General features: G+C 43.6%; 23 protein-coding genes. 14 read left to right on the top strand and 9 right to left on the bottom strand.

The features are described 5' to 3' along the window. The first annotated feature begins 65 nt into the window (after positions 1-65). The 4 genes from PseudUWO311_RS12505 (at position 66) to PseudUWO311_RS12485 (ending at position 6,650) form a co-directional block, all read left to right on the top strand. Positions 66-2,237, top strand: coding sequence for a glutamine synthetase III (locus tag PseudUWO311_RS12505; protein WP_142655566.1), 2,172 nt, complete (start codon positions 66-68; stop codon positions 2,235-2,237). 798 nt (positions 2,238-3,035) lie between these two features. Continuing rightward, entirely contained in the window at positions 3,036-4,370 is a 1,335-nt protein-coding gene (locus PseudUWO311_RS12495) for an FAD-binding oxidoreductase (protein ID WP_142655564.1), read from the top strand. Positions 4,371-4,493: 123 nt separating this feature from the next. Continuing rightward, positions 4,494-5,915: a Rieske 2Fe-2S domain-containing protein gene (locus PseudUWO311_RS12490; RefSeq protein WP_142655563.1), complete on the top strand. Its 1,422-nt coding sequence runs from the start codon at positions 4,494-4,496 to the stop codon at positions 5,913-5,915. 180 nt (positions 5,916-6,095) lie between these two features. Beyond that, a complete protein-coding gene (locus tag PseudUWO311_RS12485) occupies positions 6,096-6,650 on the top strand; it encodes a glutathione S-transferase family protein (RefSeq protein WP_142655562.1) in 555 nt (184 codons plus the stop codon). A 43-nt stretch (positions 6,651-6,693) separates the two neighbouring features. Here the strand turns inward: PseudUWO311_RS12485 and PseudUWO311_RS12480 are convergent, their stop codons facing one another. The 4 genes from PseudUWO311_RS12480 to psbE form a co-directional block, all read right to left on the bottom strand. Further along, on the bottom strand, positions 6,694-6,813 hold the full coding sequence (locus tag PseudUWO311_RS12480; RefSeq protein WP_142655561.1) for a photosystem II reaction center protein J: 120 nt from the start codon (positions 6,811-6,813) through the stop codon (positions 6,694-6,696). Between the two features lie 48 nt (positions 6,814-6,861). Continuing rightward, the gene (locus tag PseudUWO311_RS12475; protein WP_071590099.1) at positions 6,862-6,978 is read right to left on the bottom strand and encodes a photosystem II reaction center protein L; all 117 of its coding nucleotides are present in this window, start codon (positions 6,976-6,978) and stop codon (positions 6,862-6,864) included. Positions 6,979-7,056: 78 nt separating this feature from the next. Then, the gene (gene psbF, locus PseudUWO311_RS12470) at positions 7,057-7,191 is read right to left on the bottom strand and encodes a cytochrome b559 subunit beta (protein WP_126387910.1); all 135 of its coding nucleotides are present in this window, start codon (positions 7,189-7,191) and stop codon (positions 7,057-7,059) included. 105 nt (positions 7,192-7,296) lie between these two features. Beyond that, on the bottom strand, positions 7,297-7,539 hold the full coding sequence (gene psbE, locus PseudUWO311_RS12465) for a cytochrome b559 subunit alpha (RefSeq protein ID WP_142655560.1): 243 nt from the start codon (positions 7,537-7,539) through the stop codon (positions 7,297-7,299). A 143-nt stretch (positions 7,540-7,682) separates the two neighbouring features. On the opposite strand from psbE, the gene eis reads away from it, so the two are divergent. From eis to PseudUWO311_RS24015, 9 genes are all read left to right on the top strand, one after another. Beyond that, positions 7,683-8,921, top strand: a complete 1,239-nt coding sequence (gene eis / locus PseudUWO311_RS12460; protein WP_142655559.1) for an enhanced intracellular survival protein Eis — start codon at positions 7,683-7,685, stop codon at positions 8,919-8,921. Positions 8,922-8,976: 55 nt separating this feature from the next. Beyond that, positions 8,977-9,366, top strand: a complete 390-nt coding sequence (locus PseudUWO311_RS12455; protein ID WP_142655558.1) for a Fur family transcriptional regulator — start codon at positions 8,977-8,979, stop codon at positions 9,364-9,366. Between the two features lie 5 nt (positions 9,367-9,371). Continuing rightward, positions 9,372-10,160 (top strand): GGDEF domain-containing protein, encoded by a 789-nt coding sequence (locus PseudUWO311_RS12450; protein WP_190303479.1) that lies wholly within the window; start codon positions 9,372-9,374, stop codon positions 10,158-10,160. 34 nt (positions 10,161-10,194) lie between these two features. After that, positions 10,195-10,734 carry a DJ-1 family glyoxalase III gene (locus PseudUWO311_RS12445; RefSeq protein WP_142655556.1) on the top strand — a complete coding sequence of 180 codons (540 nt, stop codon included), beginning with the start codon at positions 10,195-10,197 and terminating at the stop codon, positions 10,732-10,734. 66 nt (positions 10,735-10,800) lie between these two features. Beyond that, complete coding sequence (locus PseudUWO311_RS12440) at positions 10,801-12,132, top strand: cytochrome P450 (protein ID WP_142655555.1); 1,332 nt, start codon at positions 10,801-10,803, stop codon at positions 12,130-12,132. 117 nt (positions 12,133-12,249) lie between these two features. Then, complete coding sequence (locus PseudUWO311_RS12435; protein WP_142655554.1) at positions 12,250-14,238, top strand: CHASE2 domain-containing protein; 1,989 nt, start codon at positions 12,250-12,252, stop codon at positions 14,236-14,238. Between the two features lie 75 nt (positions 14,239-14,313). Next, entirely contained in the window at positions 14,314-14,982 is a 669-nt protein-coding gene (locus PseudUWO311_RS12430; protein WP_142655553.1) for a DUF928 domain-containing protein, read from the top strand. Between the two features lie 4 nt (positions 14,983-14,986). After that, positions 14,987-15,832, top strand: coding sequence for an Rpn family recombination-promoting nuclease/putative transposase (locus PseudUWO311_RS12425; RefSeq protein WP_142655552.1), 846 nt, complete (start codon positions 14,987-14,989; stop codon positions 15,830-15,832). Between the two features lie 253 nt (positions 15,833-16,085). Next, entirely contained in the window at positions 16,086-16,238 is a 153-nt protein-coding gene (locus PseudUWO311_RS24015; protein WP_190303478.1) for a hypothetical protein, read from the top strand. Positions 16,239-16,247: 9 nt separating this feature from the next. Here the strand turns inward: PseudUWO311_RS24015 and PseudUWO311_RS12420 are convergent, their stop codons facing one another. Together PseudUWO311_RS12420 and PseudUWO311_RS12415 are read right to left on the bottom strand one after the other, a co-directional pair. Continuing rightward, the gene (locus PseudUWO311_RS12420) at positions 16,248-16,703 is read right to left on the bottom strand and encodes a type II toxin-antitoxin system VapC family toxin (protein ID WP_223807556.1); all 456 of its coding nucleotides are present in this window, start codon (positions 16,701-16,703) and stop codon (positions 16,248-16,250) included. Continuing rightward, positions 16,657-16,890 carry a hypothetical protein gene (locus tag PseudUWO311_RS12415; protein ID WP_142655551.1) on the bottom strand — a complete coding sequence of 78 codons (234 nt, stop codon included), beginning with the start codon at positions 16,888-16,890 and terminating at the stop codon, positions 16,657-16,659. Before PseudUWO311_RS12415 ends, PseudUWO311_RS12420 begins: the two co-directional genes overlap by 47 nt. A gap of 116 nt (positions 16,891-17,006) precedes the next feature. On the opposite strand from PseudUWO311_RS12415, the gene PseudUWO311_RS12410 reads away from it, so the two are divergent. Continuing rightward, on the top strand, positions 17,007-19,838 hold the full coding sequence (locus PseudUWO311_RS12410; protein WP_223807555.1) for a tetratricopeptide repeat protein: 2,832 nt from the start codon (positions 17,007-17,009) through the stop codon (positions 19,836-19,838). A gap of 31 nt (positions 19,839-19,869) precedes the next feature. On the opposite strand, the gene PseudUWO311_RS12405 is transcribed toward PseudUWO311_RS12410, so the two are convergent. The 3 genes from PseudUWO311_RS12405 to ilvB form a co-directional block, all read right to left on the bottom strand. Continuing rightward, positions 19,870-20,397, bottom strand: a complete 528-nt coding sequence (locus PseudUWO311_RS12405; RefSeq protein WP_142655550.1) for a DUF5684 domain-containing protein — start codon at positions 20,395-20,397, stop codon at positions 19,870-19,872. 199 nt (positions 20,398-20,596) lie between these two features. Continuing rightward, positions 20,597-21,082: an RNA pyrophosphohydrolase gene (locus PseudUWO311_RS12400; RefSeq protein WP_142655549.1), complete on the bottom strand. Its 486-nt coding sequence runs from the start codon at positions 21,080-21,082 to the stop codon at positions 20,597-20,599. A 279-nt stretch (positions 21,083-21,361) separates the two neighbouring features. Further along, complete coding sequence (gene ilvB / locus PseudUWO311_RS12395) at positions 21,362-23,137, bottom strand: biosynthetic-type acetolactate synthase large subunit (protein WP_142655548.1); 1,776 nt, start codon at positions 23,135-23,137, stop codon at positions 21,362-21,364. Positions 23,138-23,412 lie beyond the last annotated feature (275 nt).

Genomic DNA, 23,412 nt, shown 5'->3' with positions numbered 1-23,412 from the left:
CATTTGATAAATATATCTTGAGTATGATTGGAGAAATCTGACAATAATTAATCCTTAAAATAATCATGAGCGGAAACGAGTCGCGCATTCAAGCCATTTATCAGATCACCAATCGCGAGCCAATGCCCAAGAAATCACCAAAGCGCTTGGAAGAAATGTGGGCGACCGATGTGTTTACTCTGAGCAAGATGCAAGAATGTCTTCCTAAGACAGTCTTCAAATCGATCAAGAAAACGATTCTCACTGGTGAAACTCTTGATAGCTCAGTAGCTGACGCGATCGCCTTAGCGATGAAAGATTGGGCAATTTCCAAAGGTGCATTGTACTACGCCCACGTCTTTTATCCTTTGACCAACATTACTGCTGAAAAGCATGATGGCTTTATCTCAGTTCAGAGCGATGGTTCGGCGATCACCGAATTTGCAGGTAAAGTCCTTGTACAAGGTGAACCCGATGGTTCTTCATTCCCCAACGGCGGTATCCGTTCTACCTTTGAGGCACGTGGCTATACAGCATGGGATGTAACTAGCCCTGCTTATATCATGGAAACCGACAATGGTTCCACCCTCTGTATTCCTACAGTTTTCGTTTCTTGGACTGGTGAAGCTCTAGACAAGAAGACTCCATTGTTGCGATCAAATGCAGCCATGAATAAAGCTGCCACCAGAGTTTTAAAACTAATGGGAGAGAAAGACATTGCTCCCCTCAACTCTAGCTGTGGTGCTGAACAAGAATATTTCTTGATCGACGCTAATTTTGCTAATGCTCGTCCCGACATTTTGCTGACTGGTCGCACCCTATTTGGTAAGCCATCCGCCAAGGGTCAACAGTTTGACGACCATTACTTCGGTGCAATTCCTGAGCGTGTGCAAGTCTTCATGCAAGATGTTGAAGAGCGCTTGTATCGCCTTGGTATTCCTGCTAAAACTCGCCATAACGAAGTTGCCCCTGGTCAATTTGAAATTGCGCCATTTTTTGAAGCTGCTAACGTAGCGACTGATCACCAACAAATGATCATGACTCTTCTTCGTTTCACAGCAAAGAAACATGGATTTATGTGCTTACTCCATGAAAAACCATTTGCAGGCATTAATGGTTCTGGCAAGCATGTTAACTGGTCAGTTGGCAACTCTACTCAAGGTAACTTGCTTGACCCAGGTGATACACCTCACGCCAATGCCCAATTCTTGGTCTTCTGTGGTGCAGTCATTCGTGGGGTTCACAAATATGGACCTCTGCTCCGCTCCGTAGTAGCAACTGCTGGCAATGATCACCGCTTAGGTGCAAACGAAGCTCCTCCTGCGATTATCTCGATGTATCTTGGTTCACAACTTGAGGATGTATTTGCGCAAATTCTTCAAGGTGACCTGAAGAGTTCATCTGCCAAAGGTTCGATGAATATTGGTGTTGACACCTTGCCAATCTTGCCAAAAGATCCAGGCGATCGCAACCGTACTTCTCCTTTTGCTTTCACTGGCAACCGTTTTGAGTTCCGCGCTGTGGGTTCTAATCAATCCGTAGCTGGACCCCTCGTCGCCATGAATACGATCCTTGCTGAGTCTCTCGACTGGATGGCTGAAAAGCTTGAAGGCGCAATGGCTAAGGGTGCTAATTTGAATGCTGCAATTACTTTAGTTCTTAAAGAAGTAATGGAACTTCATGGAGCAGTAATTTTCAATGGTAACGGCTATTCTGAAGAATGGCATAAGCTCGCAGCTGAACGCGGCTTAGCCAATCTTCGATCTACCCCTGATGCATTGCCTGTTCTCAAGGAATCTTACATCGAAGAATTATTTAGCAGAGAGGGCGTTTTAACTCCTGTTGAGTTGTCTAGCCGCTTTGAGACTTACGCTGAGCAGTACATTCTCTCGATTGAAGTCGAAGCTAAGCTTGTGGTCAGCATGGTGAAAACCTTGATTTATCCTGCTGCAACCCGCTATCTTGCTGATCTTAGCAATACTTCTCTGAGTCTGAAGGAGATTGGAGTTGATTTCGACAAGGAAACCATTGAGAAAGTTGCTTCTTTAACTAAGCTTGCGATCGATGGAGTTAGCAAGCTCAGTGATGCTTTGTCAAAACATGATTTTGCTACTGTTGAAGATCATATGCAGTATCTCTCGCATACTGTACGACCTTTGATGGACGGAATCCGTGGCTATGTTGATGCCTTGGAAGGCGAAGTAGCCGATGATCTATGGCCATTGCCTACCTACCAAGAAATGCTTTTCATTAAGTAATTTCAATTCCTTCAACCAATAAAAAAGCGGCGCATTGCGCCGCTTTTTTATTGGTCGTTATTCACTATACAGCTATAAAACTGTAATCTCATTGGCGAGAAAAAAGCACTCTAACCATATTGCTTAGAGTGCTTTGACATTTTTTAAGGAGAAAATTTAATAGCTGTAAGCGGCGTTGGTGGCGATAAAGATGGCGATCGCACAACCCAAAAACTTAAAAGAAAAAATCAAGATTTGAAAAATATCCATTTTTACAGGGGAGAAGAATTAAAGGGTTGAGACTGCATTTGCCAAAACTAAAACGGCGATCGAACCAGCGTAGAACTTGAAGATAAATCCGCCGAAGTGAAATACTGACATTGCTTTGCTCCTTTTTTCCTTAACCTTTAATGTAATTAGTATCGAGCTTTTTTAAGAGTCTGGTGGTGATGTCAGCATTGAGTTAGTTTGAATTTGATCACAGTAATTTAGTGATCGCGATCACTAAATTACTCAAAACGGCATTGATTTTTTGTAGCTTAGGACAGATAAAACTATTCCAAATAAATAGCTAGATTGTGTAGCTTTAAAAAAATTTGAAAGCGTTGTTTTGCAACACTTTCAAATTTTTTCTTGGTTTGGTTTTGAGTGCAAAGCGCTGTAAAACCTAAAAGAGAGTTGCGGCGCTTCGCGCCGCAACTCTCTTTTAGGTTTGGTCGGACATAAACGTATCTAAAGCGTTTTGCGCTCAAACCCTCAAGCGTGACTACACTTTAAAGAATTGGTATTAGGATAGTGAGATAACAAAAATCAGTAAATATGCAAATATCTTTAGAAAATCTATTAGAAGAACTATCTGGCATCGAAGCGATCGCAAATCCGACCCAAGTCGCAAAGCTCTCAGAGGATTATTTTCATTTTAGTCCAGTGCTTGTTCCATTACTGACGGGCAAAGTAGGAGATTTAGTAGTCCGACCCAAAAATGAAAGCGAGGTATTGAGAATTGCGAAAGCTTCTGTAAAACATCAAATCCCTCTTACATTGCGTGGTAGTGGAACAGGGAACTATGGACAATCCACACCACTCAAAGGCGGAATAATTTTAGAAACTTCACGCCTACAAGAAATCAAATGGATTAAAGCTGGATTAGCTCGTGTAGAGACAGGCGTGAAACTAGCTGCACTCGACAAACAAGCTCAAGAAATTGGATGGGAATCACGCATGGTTCCATCTACATATAGAATCTCTACAGTCGGTGGATTTATTGCTGGTGGAAGTGGTGGAATTGGCTCTGTTTTGTATGGACAATTGCGCGATCGCGGTAACTTGAGAGTTGTGCGGGTAGTCACCCTTGAAGATGAACCACGCGTCATTGAATTACGAGGAGATGATGTTCAAAAGGTCAATCATGCTTATGGAACTAATGGCATTATTACCGAATTGGAAGTTCCCCTTGCGCCTGCCTATGCATGGATGGAATGCATTGTTAGCTTCACCGATTTCATGACTGCCGCCAGATTTGGTCAAGCTCTTGGCAATAGCGACGGTATCATTAAAAAGATGATTAGCGTTCATGCTGCGCCGATTCCAAGCTATTTTGCGGCTTTGCAAAGCTATATTCCGACAGGTTCTCATTGTGCTTTAGTCCTAGTCGCCGAGAGCGATCGCGAGCCATTTCTAAGCCTAGTCCAAGAATTTCAGGGCGAGATTTGCTATGAGAAAAGTGCTCAAGAAGCTAGCAAAGGTATCAGTCTAGTTGAGTTCACATGGAATCACACAACCCTACATGCTCGTGCTGCCGATTCATCACTCACTTATCTCCAGAGCCTATTTTTGAATGATCCAAAACTTGAGCTTGTGCAGCAGATGCATGAGTATTTTGGCGATGAAGTCATCATGCATCTTGAGTTCATTAAAGTAAATGGAGTCGTCATTCCTGCGGCGATTCAGATTGTCCGTTTTACCAATAGCGATCGCCTGAATGCGATTATTGAATATCACGAATCGCAGGGCGTATTTATCGCCAATCCTCACACCTATATTCTCGAAGATGGAGGTATGAAGACTATTGATTATGAACAACTAAACTTCAAACGCATGGTCGATCCATATGGACTCATGAACCCTGAAAAAATGAAAGCATGGCAAATGTAGTAAACCCAAAAGAATGAGATGGTGCAAAGCACCATCTCATTCTTTTGGGTTTACTACACAGACAAGATTGGCGATCGCAGGCTAAACTATACATAACTTTACAATGCGATCGCTTTGGCTGCCATGACTGCAAATACTTTACTGAGAGAAAATCTTTATCCTAACGACTCCCAAGAGCAAAGTTTACCTCCGGGCGGACTAGATCCTGAACGTTTTGACTGGCAAGAGGTCTGGTATCCAGTCTTTTATATCGAAGACTTAGACAAAGCTAAACCCTCAAAATTCACCTTGTTAGAACGCGATCTGGTGATTTGGTGGGATCGTCAGACTAATGCATGGAAAGCCTTTGACGATCGCTGTCCCCATCGCCTTGTGCCTCTATCGGAAGGTAGAATTGCTGAGGATGGCTTATTAGAATGCCCCTATCACGGTTGGGCATTTAAAAGTGATGGAAGTTGCGATCGCATTCCTCAGCAACCTGAAGGAGGAATCGCTCATACCTCTAAACGTGCTTGTGTAGCATCTTTACCCACTGCCGAACGCCAAGGCATGTTATTTGTTTACGCAGGCAGCCCAGAAAATGCATCTCAAGTCAAAATTCCGATAGTCGATCCACTCGAAACTGACACAGGGAAATGGACACTCTTTGGCACATTTCGCGATTTACCCTACGATGCGCTCACTCTGATGGAAAATGTCCTTGACGCTAGTCACTTGCCATTTACCCATCATAAATCCGTTGGTAATCGTGCTAATGCTGCGCCAATGGTTTTAGAAGTTCTAGAAACTAATAAGCAAGGCTTTCAAGGCAAATGGGAAGAGGGCCCTCGACGCGGAAAATTAGGTCCACAAGATACAACTTTCATTGCTCCTTCGTTGATGTGGCATGATCTTACTTCTAAACAATTTGGGCGCACAATGACTGTGGTTTATGCCACTCCAACTCGCAAAGGGGAATGCCGTATGTTTGCAAGATTCCCTTTTCAATTTAATTCCGCAATTCCTAGGTTTTTTATTGGGATTACACCTCGCTGGTATTCCCATATTGGACAGAATGGAATTCTCGAAGACGATCAAATATTTTTGCATTATCAAGAGCGATATCTTGAGCAAGCACTTGCCAAACCAGAGGTTGATGGAAATTATGCTAAAGCATTCTATCTGGCAACTCCAGCAGATACCTATGTCTCTGAACTGCGGAAATGGGTAACCCGTTATGAAGCCGATCTCTTCGCTGAGCAGAGATTGAAAGCTCCTTTATCCAAAACAGTTCTTCTAGATCGTTATCATTCCCATACTTCTAAATGTGCGAGTTGCAGTCAAGCTCTACGAAATGTTCGTAAGATTAAAACGATCAGTAAGATAGTCGCCGCGATCGCATGGACAATCAGCCCCTTAATTGGCTTCTTTTTTGCTCCTGCAAATTTGCTAGTGATTTTGCTAAGTTCTATTCCTATGGCGGTCGCGATCGCTCTATGGTTGATATGTAACAATCTAGAGCAGAAGTTTATCTACGGTCAAGAAATTCCATTACGCAATTTATAGTGATAGATCGTATGAAACCCAAAAGAGAGATAGAGCGAAGCTCTACCTCTCTTTTGGGTTTCATACGATCTGGGGAACATGCTGTGTCCCCTCGATCTTATATACTGGCGATTGCTTATCTGAAGATAGATGTATCGCAAATTACTAACCCTATCTTCTAGAACTAACAGGTAAAAAACAATGATTAAACTCTATGGTGGTGCAAGAAGTCGCGCCTCAATCGTCAAATGGTATCTAGAAGAATTGCAAGCTCCTCATGAGTTTCAATTGCTTGACATGCAAGTTGGACAACATTTACAGCCCGAATTCTTAGCAATTAATCCCTTTGGCAAAGTACCTGCGATCGCAGATGGTGACTTTCTATTATGGGAGTCTGGCGCAATTTTGCTATATATTGCCGATAAATATGCAGAGGTAAAAACTTTAGAAGAAAGAGCGATCGCCTCTCAATGGGTCTTGTTTGCAAATGCTACGCTTGGACCTGGATTGTTTGGCGAAGAGAATCGCGAAAAAGAAACACCAAGATTGCTCGGGGGCATCAACAAAATTCTTGGAAATCAATCTTATATCACAGGCGACAGCTTCACAGTCTCAGATGTGGCAGTTGCTGCAATTCTCGGTTATGCGATTTTGTTTATCAAAATATCCTACGAGGACTATCCTGCGATTGATGCTTACATGAAACGGATTAGCGATCGCCCTGCATACAAAAAAGCAATTTTAGGTATTGAATAAAAAAAGGGGGAGCGTAATGCGCTCCCCCTTTTTTTATGGAAATTTAGCTAGCAGAGCCAAGCCCTACGTATGAACCATAAAAGAATAGACCGACAACAACCAGTACGCCAGTACCAGCAACCGTGGCAACTACCCAAAGCGGAATACGTCCATTTTGAAGCATGAATTAAACCTCCTGATAAAAATGATTTTTATGAAATGAATTGCAAAACTAGTTGAAGAAATAACTGGAAAAAAGTAGCACAGTCACGAAAATCAGCAGTAGTCCCAAGAAGAGAGAAGTACGGTTCAACTCTACAGGTTGGCTGTTAGGGTTTTTAGGAGCCATAGGTAGGGGGAAGGTAAAAGGTAAAAGATAAAGGTAAAAAGTTTTGTTTTAAAAAAGCAAAACTGAAATGGGTTTCAATTAGCGGCTGATGAATTGCATCGCTGCGATCGCACCAATGAAGAACACGGTAGGAACGCCTAGACCGTGAACTGCTAGCCAACGGAAAGTGAATACGGGATATTGAACGGGTTGATTAGGATTATTGCTAGCCATAGTTATTAATTAGTGAATGCGTTGATTTTGGTCGTTAATTTGGAGTCGTTAAATTAGAGCTTAAGTTTATAGCTACAAAATTAACGAAATGCTTTGAGTCAAGCGCTATTTACCCATTTGGATATCTTTGGCGGGATTGTAGCGATCAGTTACAAGAGGTGCGGTCTGACGATCTTGACTGTAATACTCGTTGGGGCGTGGTGTGCCAAATACGTCATAAGCTAAGCCTGTGCTTACAAATAGCCAACCTGCCAAAAACAACGCAGGGATGGTAAGGCTGTGGATTAGCCAATAACGAACGCTAGTAATAATGTCGGAAAATGGGCGTTCTCCAGTAGTACCTGCCATAACAGTCCTCTAAATGTGTGATGTTTAAAATCTTTATCTTAAATAATAATTTACTATTGTACATACTTGCCACCGCAAACATAAAACCACAGAGTAAGTAAACATGCTTTGCACTGCCGCATCACTCTAAAAGCAACTGTTTCATGAAAATTCGCAAAATTAATAATAGTGAACGCCTAGAAATTCTTAAGGGGGATTTGTATGCTTATTCACGCTGGACTAATCAAGATTTGCCCCGATCGCATTTGACAGCGATCAATCCTGAGGAGGTATTGGCGGCGGAAATTGATGGCAAGATTGTCGCGGCGTTGCAGTGTTTTAGTTTTCAGCAGTCGGTGCGTGGCAATCTGAAAACGATGGGTGGCATCGGTGGCGTGTGGACATATCCTGAATATCGCAATCAGGGCTGTGTAAAAGCTCTGATGAAAAGTGCATTTTTAGAAATGCGGATGCAGGGAATTTGCGTGAGTATGCTTACGCCATTCAAGGAGAGTTTTTATGGAGCCTTGGGCTATGCGATCGCCAATGCCACTCATGAAATTAATATTCCAGTCTCGTCTTTAGAAAATTATTTAAGATTACCAAATTCAGCTAATTTGACCTGCGATCGCATTCCCGCAACCGAAGTAAAAGATATTTTGTCTAATTTCCTTTACGAAAACCTGCGATCGCAGACTCTTCAGCCCCATAGTCATGGGCTCGTCATTACTAATTTTACTTATGACCAGTGGTGGCATTTGCATCGCCAAAAGCTCTGCGTAGTGATCAAACGCGAGCGTCAACCTGTTGCCATCGCCATCTATGCGATCGATAGCAGTGGCAATTTGCCGATGCGCGATCGCCAGATTGAAATTTCATCAATATTTTGGACGGATATCGAATCTCGCGATCGCCTATTGCAATTCTTCGCCAGCCATCGCGATCAAATTCATAGTTTAAAAATGCCCGTCCCCTTAGGTGAAAATGTCCATACATGGCTCAGTAATGCAGGACGCTTAGATTCATCGATGACTGAGCCTTGGATGGTCAGAGCGATCGATATTGTTGGTGCTTTGCATGGTTTACCGATCGCCTGTGAGCCTTTTACTTTTGCCCTTAGCGATCCTTACTGTCATTGGAATGATGGTGTATTTAGAATTTGTAGTGATCTTAATGGCGATTGTAGTCAGCTTACGGTCAAACGCTATGGTAACTGCGATATTGGAAATCTAGCGATCGACTTTCGCGCCACAATCGCAGGTATGTCGGCTTTGGTTTATGGCACTCAGAGGGTTTCTGAATTGTTACAAAAGCAATGGATTACGGAAATCAATTCAGAAACTTGTGAACGATTAGAAAAATGCTTTACACCATGTCTGATTTATAATCCTTTTAAGTTCTGAACTAAGTTAAGACAAGCTAGGCGTATGCTAGCTTGCTTTAAGAAACCCTAAAAGCATGAAAGAAAAACTCACTCGCAGTCAAGAACGAGTGCTCCATCTCCTCCAACACAATGATCGCGCTGTATCAGCGCAAGATATTCACTCGGAGTTGCGTAATAGTGAAAACAGTGTAGGTCTAGCCACAGTATATCGATCGCTAGATACTCTCAAGCTACAAGGTTTAATCAAAGCGCTGACTTTACCCAATGGCGAAACCGTCTATAGTGTCACTCCTGCTGATAGACATCATCTCAATTGTCTCAATTGCGGTATGTCATTACCCATCGACTCTTGTCCTATCCATGACTTGGGTAATCAACTAGCGAAAAAACATACTTTTCAAATTTACTATCACACTCTTGAATTTTTTGGACTCTGTAGCGAATGTCAACAGGGAACAGACTAGATGTTATGTCTCACAAAAACATTCAAAGTGGAAATACTTGGCGAAAAGTCCTATTAGGGCTGGGACATTTTCGCTCAGTGTTAGCCATCACTTTGTTTTCCATTCTGTCGTCGGCAGTGATCACTTTCGGAATAATGACACTGTTGTGGTGGGAAGGACTGGATTTACTGCTCAAATCATTACAGGTTGCTGTCATTGTCCCCGCTGTTGTTGCACCATTAGCAAGCAGCTTCGTTGTGCAACTGTTGTTTGAGCTTGAGGATCTACAAAACCAACTTTTAGAAATGGTTAACTACGATCCCTTAACAAAGGTACATAGTCGTCGCTATATTATTGATTGTCTTGAAATTGAATCAACGATAGCCTTGCGCTCAAATGAGCCAATGTCGTTGTTGATGATTGATGCTGATAATTTTAAGTCGATTAATGACCGCTATGGACATGCAACTGGCGATATCGTTCTCCTAGAGATTGCTCAAAAATGTAAATCTACTCTGCGCCCCTATGATGTAATAGCCCGTTTCGGTGGTGAGGAATTTGTGGTGATGTTGCCGAACGCAAACTTGCTAGAAGCCTATGATGTAGCTGAGCGTATTCGTGAGAATGTGGCTGGGCAGACTATTGAATCAACTGATGGAACACTGATTAGTGTCACGATTAGTATAGGTCTTAGCCTTTTTACACCGCCTGATCTAAGGTGCATGAACTTACTATCCCACGCGGATCGAGGATTGTATAAGGCTAAGCATAATGGTCGTAATCAATGTGCGATCGCATTAGACTCAGAACAATAGCATCTCCATCCAAATCGTAAAACCAATAAATATCATGACCAAAGTACTTATCCCCCTTTTTGAAGGCTTTGAAGAAATCGAAGCGGTTACGATTATCGATGTATTACGTCGTGGAGGGATTGAGGTAGTTACGGCTGGCTTGGTAACGACAACGGTGATGGGCGCTCATGCGATCGTCATTATTGCCGATACACTTCTCGATCAAGTTGAAGCGAATCAATTTGATGCGATCATTCTTGCTGGTGGTTCAGGCACGTTTCGCTTGAGAGAAGATCCACGCATTGCCAAAATGTTAATCGCCCATGCCACAGGAAATAAACTTGTCGCCGCCATTTGTGCTGCGCCCACTGTTCTTTCTGATGCAGGATTACTCAAGGATAAACGCGCCACATCCTATCCATCGGTTAAAGATCAAATGCAAGTCGCGGAATATTTGACAATTCCTGTGGTCGTTGATGGCAATGTGGTGACCAGTCGTGGCGCGGGGACAGCTATGGCATTTGCGCTGAAGTTAGCGGAAATTTTGCAAGGTGAGGCGATCGCAAATAAACTTGCTACAGATATGATCGTTTAGATTCAAAGCTTTTCCTGAAAAATAGCTTTAAAATATCCATTAACTTTAATTAATTGCGAGAAAGTCATGCCTCTTCCTGCTGGGACAAAAACTCATCCTGCGCTGCAATTATTACAATGGGTGCGAGATCCCCTAGGGGTAATGGAGCGCAATGCTGCTGAATTTGGCGGAATGTTTACGATGCGGTGGGCTGGGCTAAAAACAATTGTGATGGTCAGCGATCCAGAGGCTTTGCAAGTGACTTTAACCAGTCCAAGTCTAGTTGCACCAGGAGAATCCAATGAGATTGCCCGTCCTTTAGTTGGCGATCGCTCTGTGATTTTGATGAGTGGCGAACAGCATCAACGTCGGCGCAAATTATTAATGCCTCCTTTTCATGGCGATCGCCTTGTCAGCTATGGTCAAATCATTACTAAAATTACCGACCAAGTATTTGCCCAAATTGGCTCACAACAAGTTTTTTATGTTCGAGAAACGATGCAAGAAATTACGTTACGGGTGATTTTGCAAGTTGTATTTGGATTGCATGAAGGCGATCGCTTAGAACTGTTGAAAAAACGCCTTGTTACAAGGTTAGAGGTGAGCGCAACCAAGTTGGGAGCACTATTTATTTTCTTACCTTTTTTGCGTAAAGATTTGGGGGATTGGAGTCCTTGGGGGCGTGTCATGCGGAAACAGAGACTATGCGACGAGTTAATCTATGCCGAAATTAGTGAAAGGCGATCGCATCCTGATCCTGAGCGTATTGATATTCTCAATCTATTGCTTGCTACCCAAGATGAAGAAGGTAATTATTTAGAAGATGTAGATTTACGCGATGAGTTAATGACCTTACTATTTGCTGGACATGAAACCACCGCCACAGCTCTAACTTGGGCTTTGTATTGGGTGCATAAGTTGCCAGATGTATATGCGAAATTAATGACCGAACTGCAAAGCTTAGGTGATCGCCCCGATCCGATGGCAATATTTAAGCTGCCTTACCTGACCGCATTTTGTAATGAGACTTTGCGGCTTTATCCTGTGGGTATGACTACATTCTCACGCAAGGTAAAAACTCCCGTAAAAATTTCGGGGCAAATGTTAGATGCTGGTACGGAAGTACTCGCTTCGATTTATCTCACTCACCAGAGAGAAGATCTCTATCCTGAGCCCAAGAAGTTTCACCCTGAAAGGTTTTTGGAGCGTCAGTTTTCTCCCTATGAGTTTATCCCCTTTGGTGGTGGTAGTCGTCGTTGTTTGGGAATGGCATTAGCTCAATTTGAAATGAAGATTATTTTGGCGACGATTTTAACTAATACTAAGTTAAGTTTCAGCAATCCAGACCTAAATCTTCTTCCTGTAAGACGTGGGGCTTTACTAGCTCCAGAAGCCAGTTTTTCGATGATCAAAACATAGGAGAGAGTGGACGAGAAGCCAAAGATCTAAAGACATCATCTAATTCATGAATATGGCGATTGCTATAAATGCGATCAAACCATTAGAGTCATGCATATTTAATCTCTATACATCCTAATGCCGCAAAAATTTCAAGGGTTAAGATTTTTATTTCCTAAACTTCCTGAATACCAATTACCAAAATTGACATCCCTAAGACTAGTTAGATTTAGGTCTGTACTTGTTGGCAGTACGGTAATTTTGGGCTTGCTCTATGGAATCAGGCAACTAGGGGGATTGCAACAATTAGAGTTATTAGTCTTTGACCAGATGATGCGATCGCGTCCAGACAAAGTAACCGATCCCAGATTGTTAGTGGTAACGATCACCGAAAGCGATATCAAACAGTACAAATGGCCATTAACTGATCGCCTTGTCGCGCAGACCCTATCAGAGCTAAATCAGCATCAACCCGCCGCGATCGCAGTAGATCTCAACCTTCAGCGCAATATTTCCATTGAGCCAGAGCGCAGTGAACTAATTGCCCAATTGCGTCGCCCCAATGTGATTGCCGCAGTTAGTAGTGGCAACAATCAGAATGATCGCATCGATCCGCCCATTGAGCTACCGAAAGAACAGGTTGGCTTAGTCGATCTGCCTGCCGATCCTGATGGGTTTATGCGGCGGGTGCTGCTGTTTACCAATCGCGCTTCTCTATCGATTCAATTGCTCAATGCTTATTTGCGAGCAGACTGTCCTAGCGATCGCCCCCAACGTCAAGATTTAGTTTGTCAAAATCTCCAGCCATCTTTTAATTCCCAAAAAGAATATCAATTAGGAGAAGTGAAATTTCCGCTTCTCAAGTCAGATTCTGGAGCTTACCAAACGATTAATAGTGGCGGCTATCAGATTCTGATTAACTATCGCGGTTCTTCCCAATCATTGCAGCGAGTGACGCTCTCTCAAGTTTTGCAAAAGGAAGTGAATCCTGATTTGATTAAAGGGAAAATTGTGCTGATTGGCGTAAGTGCGCCTAGTCTCAAGGATGTCTTTTTAACTCCCTATAGTTCGACAGATAAGGGAACTGTGAGAATGGCAGGAGTGGAAGTGCAAGCTCACATTACCAGTCAATTGCTTGGTGCGGTGCTAGATGGCGATCGCCTGTTTTGGTTTTGGGCGGAGTGGCAAGAGCTTTTATGGATGTTGATTTGGGCGATCGCAGGGATTAGCTTAACTTGGATCATTCGCAACCCGATTATTCTCATCCTCACTGAACTTCTATTGATAGTAGTCTTATTTGGATTTAGCTATGGTCTATTTTTGCAACAGGGTTGGATTCCTGTGGTGACTCCTGCATTGGCGTTTGGGCTAGCGAGCATTACCACGTTGATTGATCGCCAATATCAGCTTCAACAACAGCAACAGATGATGATGCGGCTATTGGGTCAACAGACCTCACCAGAGATTGCCAATGCGCTTTGGGAAGGACGCGATCGCCTGTTGCAGTCTGGTCGATTACCTTGGCAAAATGTGACCGCAACAGTTCTATTTACGGACATTAAGAGTTTCAGTACGATTGTGGAAGGAGAATCTCCAGAACGGGTGATGGGCTGGCTCAATGAATATCTGACGGTGATGGCGGATGTGGTGCAGTCGCATCAGGGCGTGGTGAATAAATTTATTGGCGATAGTGTGATGGCGGTGTTTGGTGTGCCGATCGCTCTTCAGCAACAGTCGGAGATTGCCACGGATGCGCGGCGCTCGGTGGCTTGTGCCTTGGCAATGCGATCGGCGCTAAGGTCATTAAATCAGAGTTTTGAGCGACAGGGATTGCCAAAGGTGGAGATGCGGGTGGGGATTTTTACGGGGACGGTGATGGTGGGTAGTTTGGGTGGTAAGAGTCGGTTGGAATATGGGGTAATTGGCGATACGGTGAATATTGCCTCACGGTTGGAGTCCTGTGAGAAGGAACGTCAAGATGAAGACTGTCGCATTTTAATCGCACAGGAAACGCTGGATTATTTAGAGAATCTCTATGATGTGGAAAGTTGGGGAGCGATATTTTTAAAGGGCAGAGCGCAGTCGGTGGAGGTGTATCGCGTAATTGGACATCGGGAGGGGTTGTGATGCGAAAATTATATTTCATCGTAAGATCATGTAAATTACATCGCTTGTTTGTGCTGGATTACACTCCATAAATTCATGAAAATTCTTAGTCAGACTAGGTTTCTTAGGACAATGATATTGATGGCTTGTGCGATCGCGGCAATGCCAAGCCAATTACTAACAGCACAAACTATCCCCACTTACGATCCACCACCACCAACCGATCCGACGATACGCGGTAATAATTGCTCGACGTTTGCGCCTGATTTATTGTCGCCTGTGTCGAAGAAGGCGATCACCACGGCTGCCTATCCTACTTTTTTGTTTTTTGTACCAACCACAACAGCGCGTCAGGTGCAGTTTTCTATTCGCGATCGCGATCTCAAGTCGATTTATCGTCAGACTTTTAGTTTGTCAGGTCAGACAGGGATTTTGCGAGTGGTATTACCATCTGCCCCAAACATCAAAGAGCTTGCGATGGGGCAAAGCTACAAGTGGGAATTTAGTATCATTTGCAGTCCTGAAGATCGTGGTAAAGATGATTTTGTGGTGGGTGAGTTGCAAAGAGTGACGTTTGTTGATGCTAAGTCTCCGTCTCAGTTGACTTTATGGGAGCGGTATAGAGCGTTTGAGTATGATGCTTTGATGGTCTTAGATTTGTTACGCCGAAGTAACCCCAAGGATCGCCTAATTCAGTCTGAGTGGGAATTGTGGTTGGTGCGTCACAAGTTCGGCGATTTGAAAGGATTGCCAGCAATCAAATGAAGTCATGATCGACAATATCTGTAAGTTCTTAGCTGAAACCTTCCCCACCGATTTTGCCAGTTGGCTTTTAGGGGAAGCGATCGCTCTGACGACACTCAAACCCTCTGAACTCTCAGTTGAGCCGATTCGCGCTGACTCGGTTATTTTTCTCCAGTCATCAAAAATCATTCTCCACATTGAGTTTCAGACCGAGGCAAATAAAAATATTCCTTTCCGTATGGCAGATTATCGACTGCGGCTGTATCGGCAATTTGCAGACACAGAGATACATCAAGTCGTCATTTACCTCACCCCCAGTCAATCGCCCTTCGTATATGAAAACACTTTCAATGCTGGGGAGCTAAATCATAAATTTAATGTGATTAGACTCTGGGAACAGCCCACGGAGATATTTCAAAAGTATCGTGGACTATTACCCTTTGCAACGCTGTCACAAACCGACAACCCTGAAGAAACGTTAAGACAAGTTGCTAAGCAAATCGAAAATATTACCGATAAGCAGGTGCAAAGTAACGTAGCTGCATCGACCGCTATAATATCAGGCATAGCCCTGAGCCAAGAAATCATCCAAAGATTACTAAGGAGCGAAATCATGAAAGAGTCAGTTATCTATCAAGCAATTTTGCGGGAAGGTATTGCTGAAGGTGAAGCTAAAGGCATTGCTAAAGGCGAAGCTAAAGGCATTGCTGAAACTACTAAGCAGCTTGCCTTAAATATGTTGCGCTCTAATATTGCTATAGACTTGGTTGTGCAAATTACTGGATTAAGCCTCAAACAAGTCCAAAAATTGCAAAAAACTAGTACTAAACCGCCAAAAACTGCAAAGTCTCCAAAGCGATCGCTGCGTTAACGTCATGAATTATTTGCGCTGTCTTTATAAACACAAATTCGTAGGGGTTTAGCATTTGCGCCAATATTTTTATACTCTCCACCAGAGTCTTGAAACGCAAATGCTAAACCCTTTGTGCTTTTACCAATAAATTGTCCCTGCGTTGTGAGGTTAGGGAAAAGCATTCCCAAATTAAAATTATCTGAAAATTTATAGATTTCTGTGGGAATACTTTTCCCCTACAGGGATCATCTATGTATTTAGAGGAGTTAATATGACGCAAATTATTTTAGATAATGGTCAAGATGGCTTTTGGGATATGACTTTAAGGTTTAGACAGAGAATACAGCAAGAAAATATTGTGTTCACTGATGAAGATTTTGCGGGATTGCGCGATCGCTCTGTGGGGCGGGAGGTTGAGTTTTAAGCGATCGCTCTACCAAACAATAGCAACCACCTTTGCCGCACAAATATTCTGATCACAGGTCAAAATAGCCACTTGGTTCCCTTGACTCTCTACTACTAAAGCTGTTGAAACAATTTGCCGATCATGCATTTCGTTGATAGAGATTAGCTTGATACTTCTCTCAATCACATCAAAATCTAGTGGATAGATAGAGACACGTTCATCATCCTTGACCACCTTTAATAATGCCTCGACAGAAGGAATCGAAGTTTTACCACGACTAACTATCCATACTGATTCGGCTAGAGCGATCGCAGGTAAAATTAATTCACTACCCGCATCAGAAAGAATCTCTTTGGCGATCGCACCTAAACGAGAATTTCCTTCTAAAAACCAAATTAGGGCATGGGTATCAATGATGTATTTCATAATCCTAGAATCATGACCAATCAAGACCATCATCAGGATCGCCGTTAAATTCAGCATCTTTAAAATCAGAATCAGTAGATTGCTGAGAACCTAAAAACATCCCAAAGGACATAATTTGACTGGACAGGGTAACTAACTGCGGTTTAAAAAAAGTCACAAAAACCTGACTCTCAGAAATATTTTGAGGGACTTCAGCTAATTCGATTTTGCCGTTTTTGTATATTCCTTGAATTGTCTGTAGCATAGTGTTTTCTATGGGCAAATTGCGCGATCGCTAATGAACTATTGCGTACAGACATTCTAGCTAAAATTTGATAGCGAAGCAAAAAATCGGGGATCTGTATACTTGGAAATGTGAGAATGTTTTTATTAGAAACTCCCGAATGCAAAGGAGAGGCTGAAATGATGCGTAAAGTTGGTGTGGCGGTGAGTCGGATTGGATTGATTTTGATGTTGGGAATGTTTGGTGTTCCTTTGGTTGCCCCGAGTTTTAGTCAATCAAATTCTGATGCTTCAGAGCGATCGGCAGCTTTGAAGGAGGCAGAAGAACTCTATCAACAGGTGGTTCAGTTCCGCAAACAGGGAAAATATCAAGCTGCCATTCCGCCAGCGCAACGCATCCTCACGATCCTAGAAAAAGCATTAGGAGCCGAACATCCCGATATTGCCAATAGTCTCAATGATCTCGCAGGGTTATATGTCGAACAAGGGAACTACCCAGCCGCAGAACCACTTTATAAACGTTCCCTCGCGATTCTAGAAAAAGCATTAGGATCTGAGCATCCTGATGTCGCCACTAGTCTAAATAATCTCGCAGGGTTATATGTCGAGCAAGGGAAATACCCAGCCGCCGAACTACTTTATAAAAGAGCCCTTGCAATTAAAGAAAAGACTCTAGGATCTGAGCATCCTAATGTTGCTACTGGTCTCAATAATCTCGCAGGGTTATATTTCGCACAGGGGAACTATCCAGCCGCCGAACCACTTTATAAAAGAGCCCTTGCGATTGTAGAAAAAGCATTAGGAGCCGAGCATCCCTATGTCGCCAATAGCCTCAATGATCTCGCAGCGTTGTATGATTCACAGGGGAACTATCCAGCCGCAGAACCACTTTATAAACGCTCCCTCGCGATTCGAGAAAAAGCATTAGGAGCCGAGCATCCCTATGTCGCCCAAAGCCTCAATAATCTTGCAGAGTTGTATAGAAAACAGGGGAACTACCCAGCCGCAGAACCACTTTATAAACGTTCCCTCGCGATTCGAGAAAAAGCATTAGGAGCCGAGCATCCCGATGTCGCCAATAGCCTCAATAGTCTTGCAGAGTTGTATCGATCACAGGGGAACTACCCAGCCGCAGAACCACTTTATAAACGCTCTCTCGCGATCTCTGAAAAAGCATTAGGAGCAGATCATCCCGATGTCGGCACGAGCCTCAATAATCTTGCAGGGTTGTATCAGTCACAGGGGAATATCGATCCCGCCATTACATTCCGACAAAAAAGCATTGAAGTTGAAGAATATAACTTAAAACTCAATCTAGGATCGGGCACAGAAACCCAAAAACAGGCTTATATACAAACTGTTTCGGGCACAACTAATTACACCGTCTCCCTCCACGTCCAAGCCGCACCCACGACCCCCGCCGCCACTCGTCTAGCCCTAACCGCCATCTTGCAACGCAAAGGTCGTCTCCTCGATATCCTATCAACCAACCTGCAAACCCTGCGCCAATACATCACCCCCGACATCCAACCGCAATTTGACCAATGGCTCACCCTCAAAAGCCAACTCGCCAACCTTGCCCTCAAAAATACCCCCATCGACAAATATCGCCCAATCCAACAACAAGCCGAAGAACTAGAATCCAACCTCAACCGTCGAAGTGCCGAACTGCAAGCAATTAACGAAACCGTCACGATCGCAGCCGTCCAAAAACAAATCCCCACCGAGGCAGTCCTGATTGAGTTCTTTCGCTACAGTCCATTCAACCCCAAAGCCGCACTGGATAAAGACAAATGGGGCAAGCCTCGCTATGTTGCCTATATCCTTCAGAATCAAGGCGAACCCAAATGGGTAGACCTCGGCGAAGCCGCAACCCTAGAGCCATCAATTCAAACATTTCGCCAAGCCATCAGCCGCCCACCCACAAACCCCGATCGCGAAGTCGATCCGCAATTAACAGTAGCCCAAGTCAAACAAACTGCCCGTGAACTTGACCAAAAGCTGATGCAACCGATCCGCCCCTTGCTAGGCAACGCCCGCCATTTACTAATTTCACCCGATAGCGATCTCAACCTCATCCCCTTCGCCGCCCTTGTTGACCAGCAAAATCGCTTCCTCATCGAAACCTACGACATCACCTATCTCTCGTCAGGACGAGACTTACTCCGCCCAAACCGCAAGGGCATCAATCTCCAAAATCCTGTTCTCTTTTCCGACCCTGACTATGGCAAACCCTCAGACAAATTAATCGCCAGCATTGGTCGCAATCCTTGCCCAACCCAAATAGCTGCTAGAGGTGAAGAAATAACTTCCCTCGCCAACCAAATATTCTGTCAACTCCCCAACGTCGCCGCCGAAACTAGCGCCATTCAGAATCTATTGCCGCAGGCGCAATTATTGAGCCAAGCCCAAGCCACCAAATCCGCCGCCAAAAAACTTCGCAACCCTAGCATTCTCCACTTTGCCACCCACGGCTTCTTCCTACCCGATCCACCTAACACCAATCCCGACACCCCGATCCGTCAAAATCCCCTCTCGCAGTCAGCGCTAGTGCTTGCCAACTTCAACCAGCGCCAATCCTGCGGCGATGATCCCAACTGCAACGGCTTACTCACCGCTCAAGATGTCACTACTATCGACCTCAGAGGAACTAAACTCGTATTTCTCTCCGCCTGTGAAACAGGGCTAGGCAAAGTCACCAATGGCGAAGGCGTGTATGGCTTGCGTCGCGCCTTTACTCTCGCTGGAGCAGAGAGCCAAGTGATGAGCCTCTGGAAAGTCAATGACCAAGTTTCGAGGGAGTTAGTCGAGAGCTACTACAAAAACCTCAAGGCAAATCAAGGGCGCAGCCAGTCCCTCAAAACAATTCAGCTAGATTTGCTTAAAAAATACGGATATCCTTACTACTGGGCAGCCTTTATACCCTCTGGCAATTGGTCAGCAATGCCTGAAATCTTTACTAGCCCCTAAAAAGAAAGGGACGCATCGCGTCCCTTTCTTTTTAGGTAAAGGCTAACAGACCAAAGTAGAGAAATACACCTAATATCGGCACAAAAAGTAATAGACCATAGAGAGATGATTTATTCAGGCTCGTTGGTATTGAAAAGAAGACAATTAAGCCAATCACAAAGTTAACAAGCGGAATAAAGAATAAAATTAGCCACCAACCAGGTTTACCCGCAGCACGAACCATGACCCAGATTTGAGCGATCGGAATCCATGCCAGCCAACTATTAGGGATTTCCAGCTTATCTGCAATTTTCATCAAACAGTAACTGGTGAAAACATAAACCACTAAGCCAAAGATGCTGGCAAAAAGTATGATTTTGTTAAAGAGTGCTTTCTCTTCTTCACTCAGAGAGTCGTAAGTTCTAAGACTAGGTGAATCCACATTGCTATCCTGAGCAATGAGCCGATCGCTATTGTTTTTGGTAATTAGAGAAGACGAAGCGATCGCATTAGACAATGAACTAGAAGCAGAGAAACTAGGCTCAACAATAAAATGCTGTAAGCCAATCACAGCGAACATAGTAATCAAAAACAGAGCAAATCTACGCCAAATTATCCCTAGATGAGTAAAGCGTATATATTTAGAAAAATTCACTTTTTATACTCCTAAAACCAGAGCAAGATCGGTATTACTTTCTGGCAATAGTGTAAGCCTATAGGAATACCTATCTAGTTAATTCAATGGCTTCAGATTTCTTAATTCTTGAGCTTAATTATCATTATGGTAGTTTCCCAATGTAATCGCGAATTACGGGCGTAAAGATTTTAACTACCTGTTGATACACTTCTCTTTTAAATCTTACAATCGAATCGAGAGTCTTATCGATCGCCATAAATTGCACCACTCGAAACTCGCGATCGTGGATATCTAACTTACAGTCAGACGCAGGATGATCCCAATAAAAAGCAAACCAACGTTGTCTTTGTCCACAATAGTTTGCCCATTTTCCCGATAGTTTTAAGGTTGACGGGAAATCGTAATACAACCATTCAGGATGTACATAAGCCAAGACAGCATTATTTATGCCTACTTCTTCATATAGTTCACGCAAAGCTGCTGCTTGAGGATCTTCACCCTCATCGATTCCACCCTGCGGAAATTGCCATGAATCAGGCACACCAACACGTTCACCGACTAGCACTTCACCTTTACGGTTAAAAACAATAATCCCCACATTTGGGCGATAAGATTTTTCTGGTGTCATAGATTTTCACATAAACAAAGCAAAAGCATAGCACCGTCACTAATTTTCATCAAAAAGAGAAAATCCTCGCTCTCAGTGCGAGGATTTTCTCTTATACCAAAACACAAAATGGCCTAGACATTCTGTGTTTTTAAAACCCTTACTGGGTTTGTTTTTTAATTCACAAAAGTATGGCAACACTTCTGTGAATTGGTATTACATCACTTTGTGCTTAAACCCATAGATAATTCAGCAAGTGATGCTTTGCATCACTTGCTGAATTATCTGCGAGGCGTAGTCCTAGACTAAGACTCGTTCCAACTGAGGCACAGGCTCTGTCATTTCTTGGCTTAGTCTCCGCTTAGGAGTTTGCAAGCCAACCATTTCCGCATTGCTTGCTCCTGGGGGAACCATCGGATAACAGTTCTCATTGCGCTTAACACAGAAATCAGCAAACACTGGGCCATCATAAGCCAGAATTTCTGCAACCGCAGATTGCAAATTGCTTGGCTCAATTACCTTTATGCCCTTGATGCCAAAGGCTTCAGCAAGCTTCACAAAATCAGGCATACCCACTTCCATATTAGAAGAGGAGTATCGCTCATCATAGAAACTTTCTTGCCACTGACGCACCATGCCTTGCCAACCATTATTAATAATGATCACTTTGACCTTGATGCCATACTGCGCCAATGTGCCAAGCTCCTGAATATTCATCTGAATACTAGCATCGCCGCTAATACAGATCACTTGATCATCTGGAAGAGCAACTTTTGCTCCCATCGCCGCAGGCATTCCATAGCCCATCGTGCCAAGACCAGCACTTGAAATCCACTTGCGAGGACCAGTTTTAATTAACTGGGCTGCCCACATTTGGTGCTGACCTACATCAGTAGTGAAATAAGCATTGGGCGCTTGCTTACCAAATTCATAGATGACTTGTTGCGGTGATAGCACATTGTCATAGGTAGGAACTTCGAGAGGATAATCTTCTTTCCATTCATCAAGCTGAACAAACCAATCTTTGGTTTGAATATTTTCTTCGTAACTGGTGGCTTCAAGAATCGCCTGCAATACTTCCTTCACATCGCCAACGATTGGCACGTCAGGTTTGCGGTTTTTACCAACTTCAGCTGGATCGATGTCTATATGAATAACTTTAGCTTCAGGCGCAAATGTATCTAGACGACCTGTAACGCGATCGTCAAATCTTGCCCCAACAGCAATCAATAGATCGCAACCCTGTACGGCAAAGTTAGCGTAGGCAGTACCATGCATTCCCAACATGCCAACGGAAAGGTAATTATTTTCGTCATAAGCACCTTTACCCATCAGGGTAGTGGTCACAGGCAACTGAAAGCGTTTGGCTAATTCAGCAAGCTCAACATGGGCATCGGCAAGTACCGTACCGCCGCCTGCGTAAAGTAATGGTCTTTTGGCTTCACGAATCAACGCGATCGCAGCTGCAATTTGATGCAAATATCCTTTGACCTTGGTCTGATAACCAGGCAAATTAATCTTCACATCAGGATTATATTCAAATGATTGCTGCGCAATGTCCTTAGGAATATCGATTAATACGGGGCCGGGGCGACCAGTCCCTGCAATGTGAAAAGCCTCAGTAACGATCCGCGCAATATCTTCAGCTCTACGAATCACATAGGAATGCTTAACAATTGGAAGAGTAATGCCCCAGATATCCGTTTCTTGAAATGCATCAGTACCGATCGCATAGGAAGGAACTTGCCCTGTGATCACCACCATTGGAATCGAGTCCATTTGCGCTGTAGCAATACCCGTCACCAGATTGGTTGCTCCAGGACCTGAAGTCGCAACGCATACACCCACATTTCCAGTGGCACGAGCATATCCATCAGCAGCATGGACGGCTCCTTGCTCATGACGCACGAGGTAATGTTTAATTTCCCCTCTTGCCTCAGACTTATAAATTTCATCGTACACTGGCAGGATTGCTCCACCAGGGTAGCCAAAAATATGCTTAACACCCTGTCGTCTCACACTATCGATGAGAGCAAATGCACCCGTTGTTCGCAAAGTAGCCTCCTCTAGACTCATACTGATCTTGTTCGCGATCTAAGCAAAACTTGTTTTTGAAGCATTTCCAGATACTTTTCGCTCACTACTACGAACAAGTAGTTTGTAGCAAGTACCTTAAGTTGATAATTTGTAGCAATTGTATCGATAATAACATAGACAAGCTGCCCCAAAGCTGCTAAGAACAATGTCTTGATTATCCAAAATTTGCTAGAAAAAGCATAGTCCACCTCAAATTTTGTCTATGTTACTTAGCCAGAAACAAACCCAAACCCAAAAAATGAGTTGCGGCGCGA

This window comes from Pseudanabaena sp. UWO311 (genome assembly GCF_006937785.1).
Lineage (GTDB): Bacteria > Cyanobacteriota > Cyanobacteriia > Pseudanabaenales > Pseudanabaenaceae > Pseudanabaena.
Note: the sequence above shows the minus strand (reverse complement) of the source record. Positions and strands in the feature narration are given on the sequence as shown.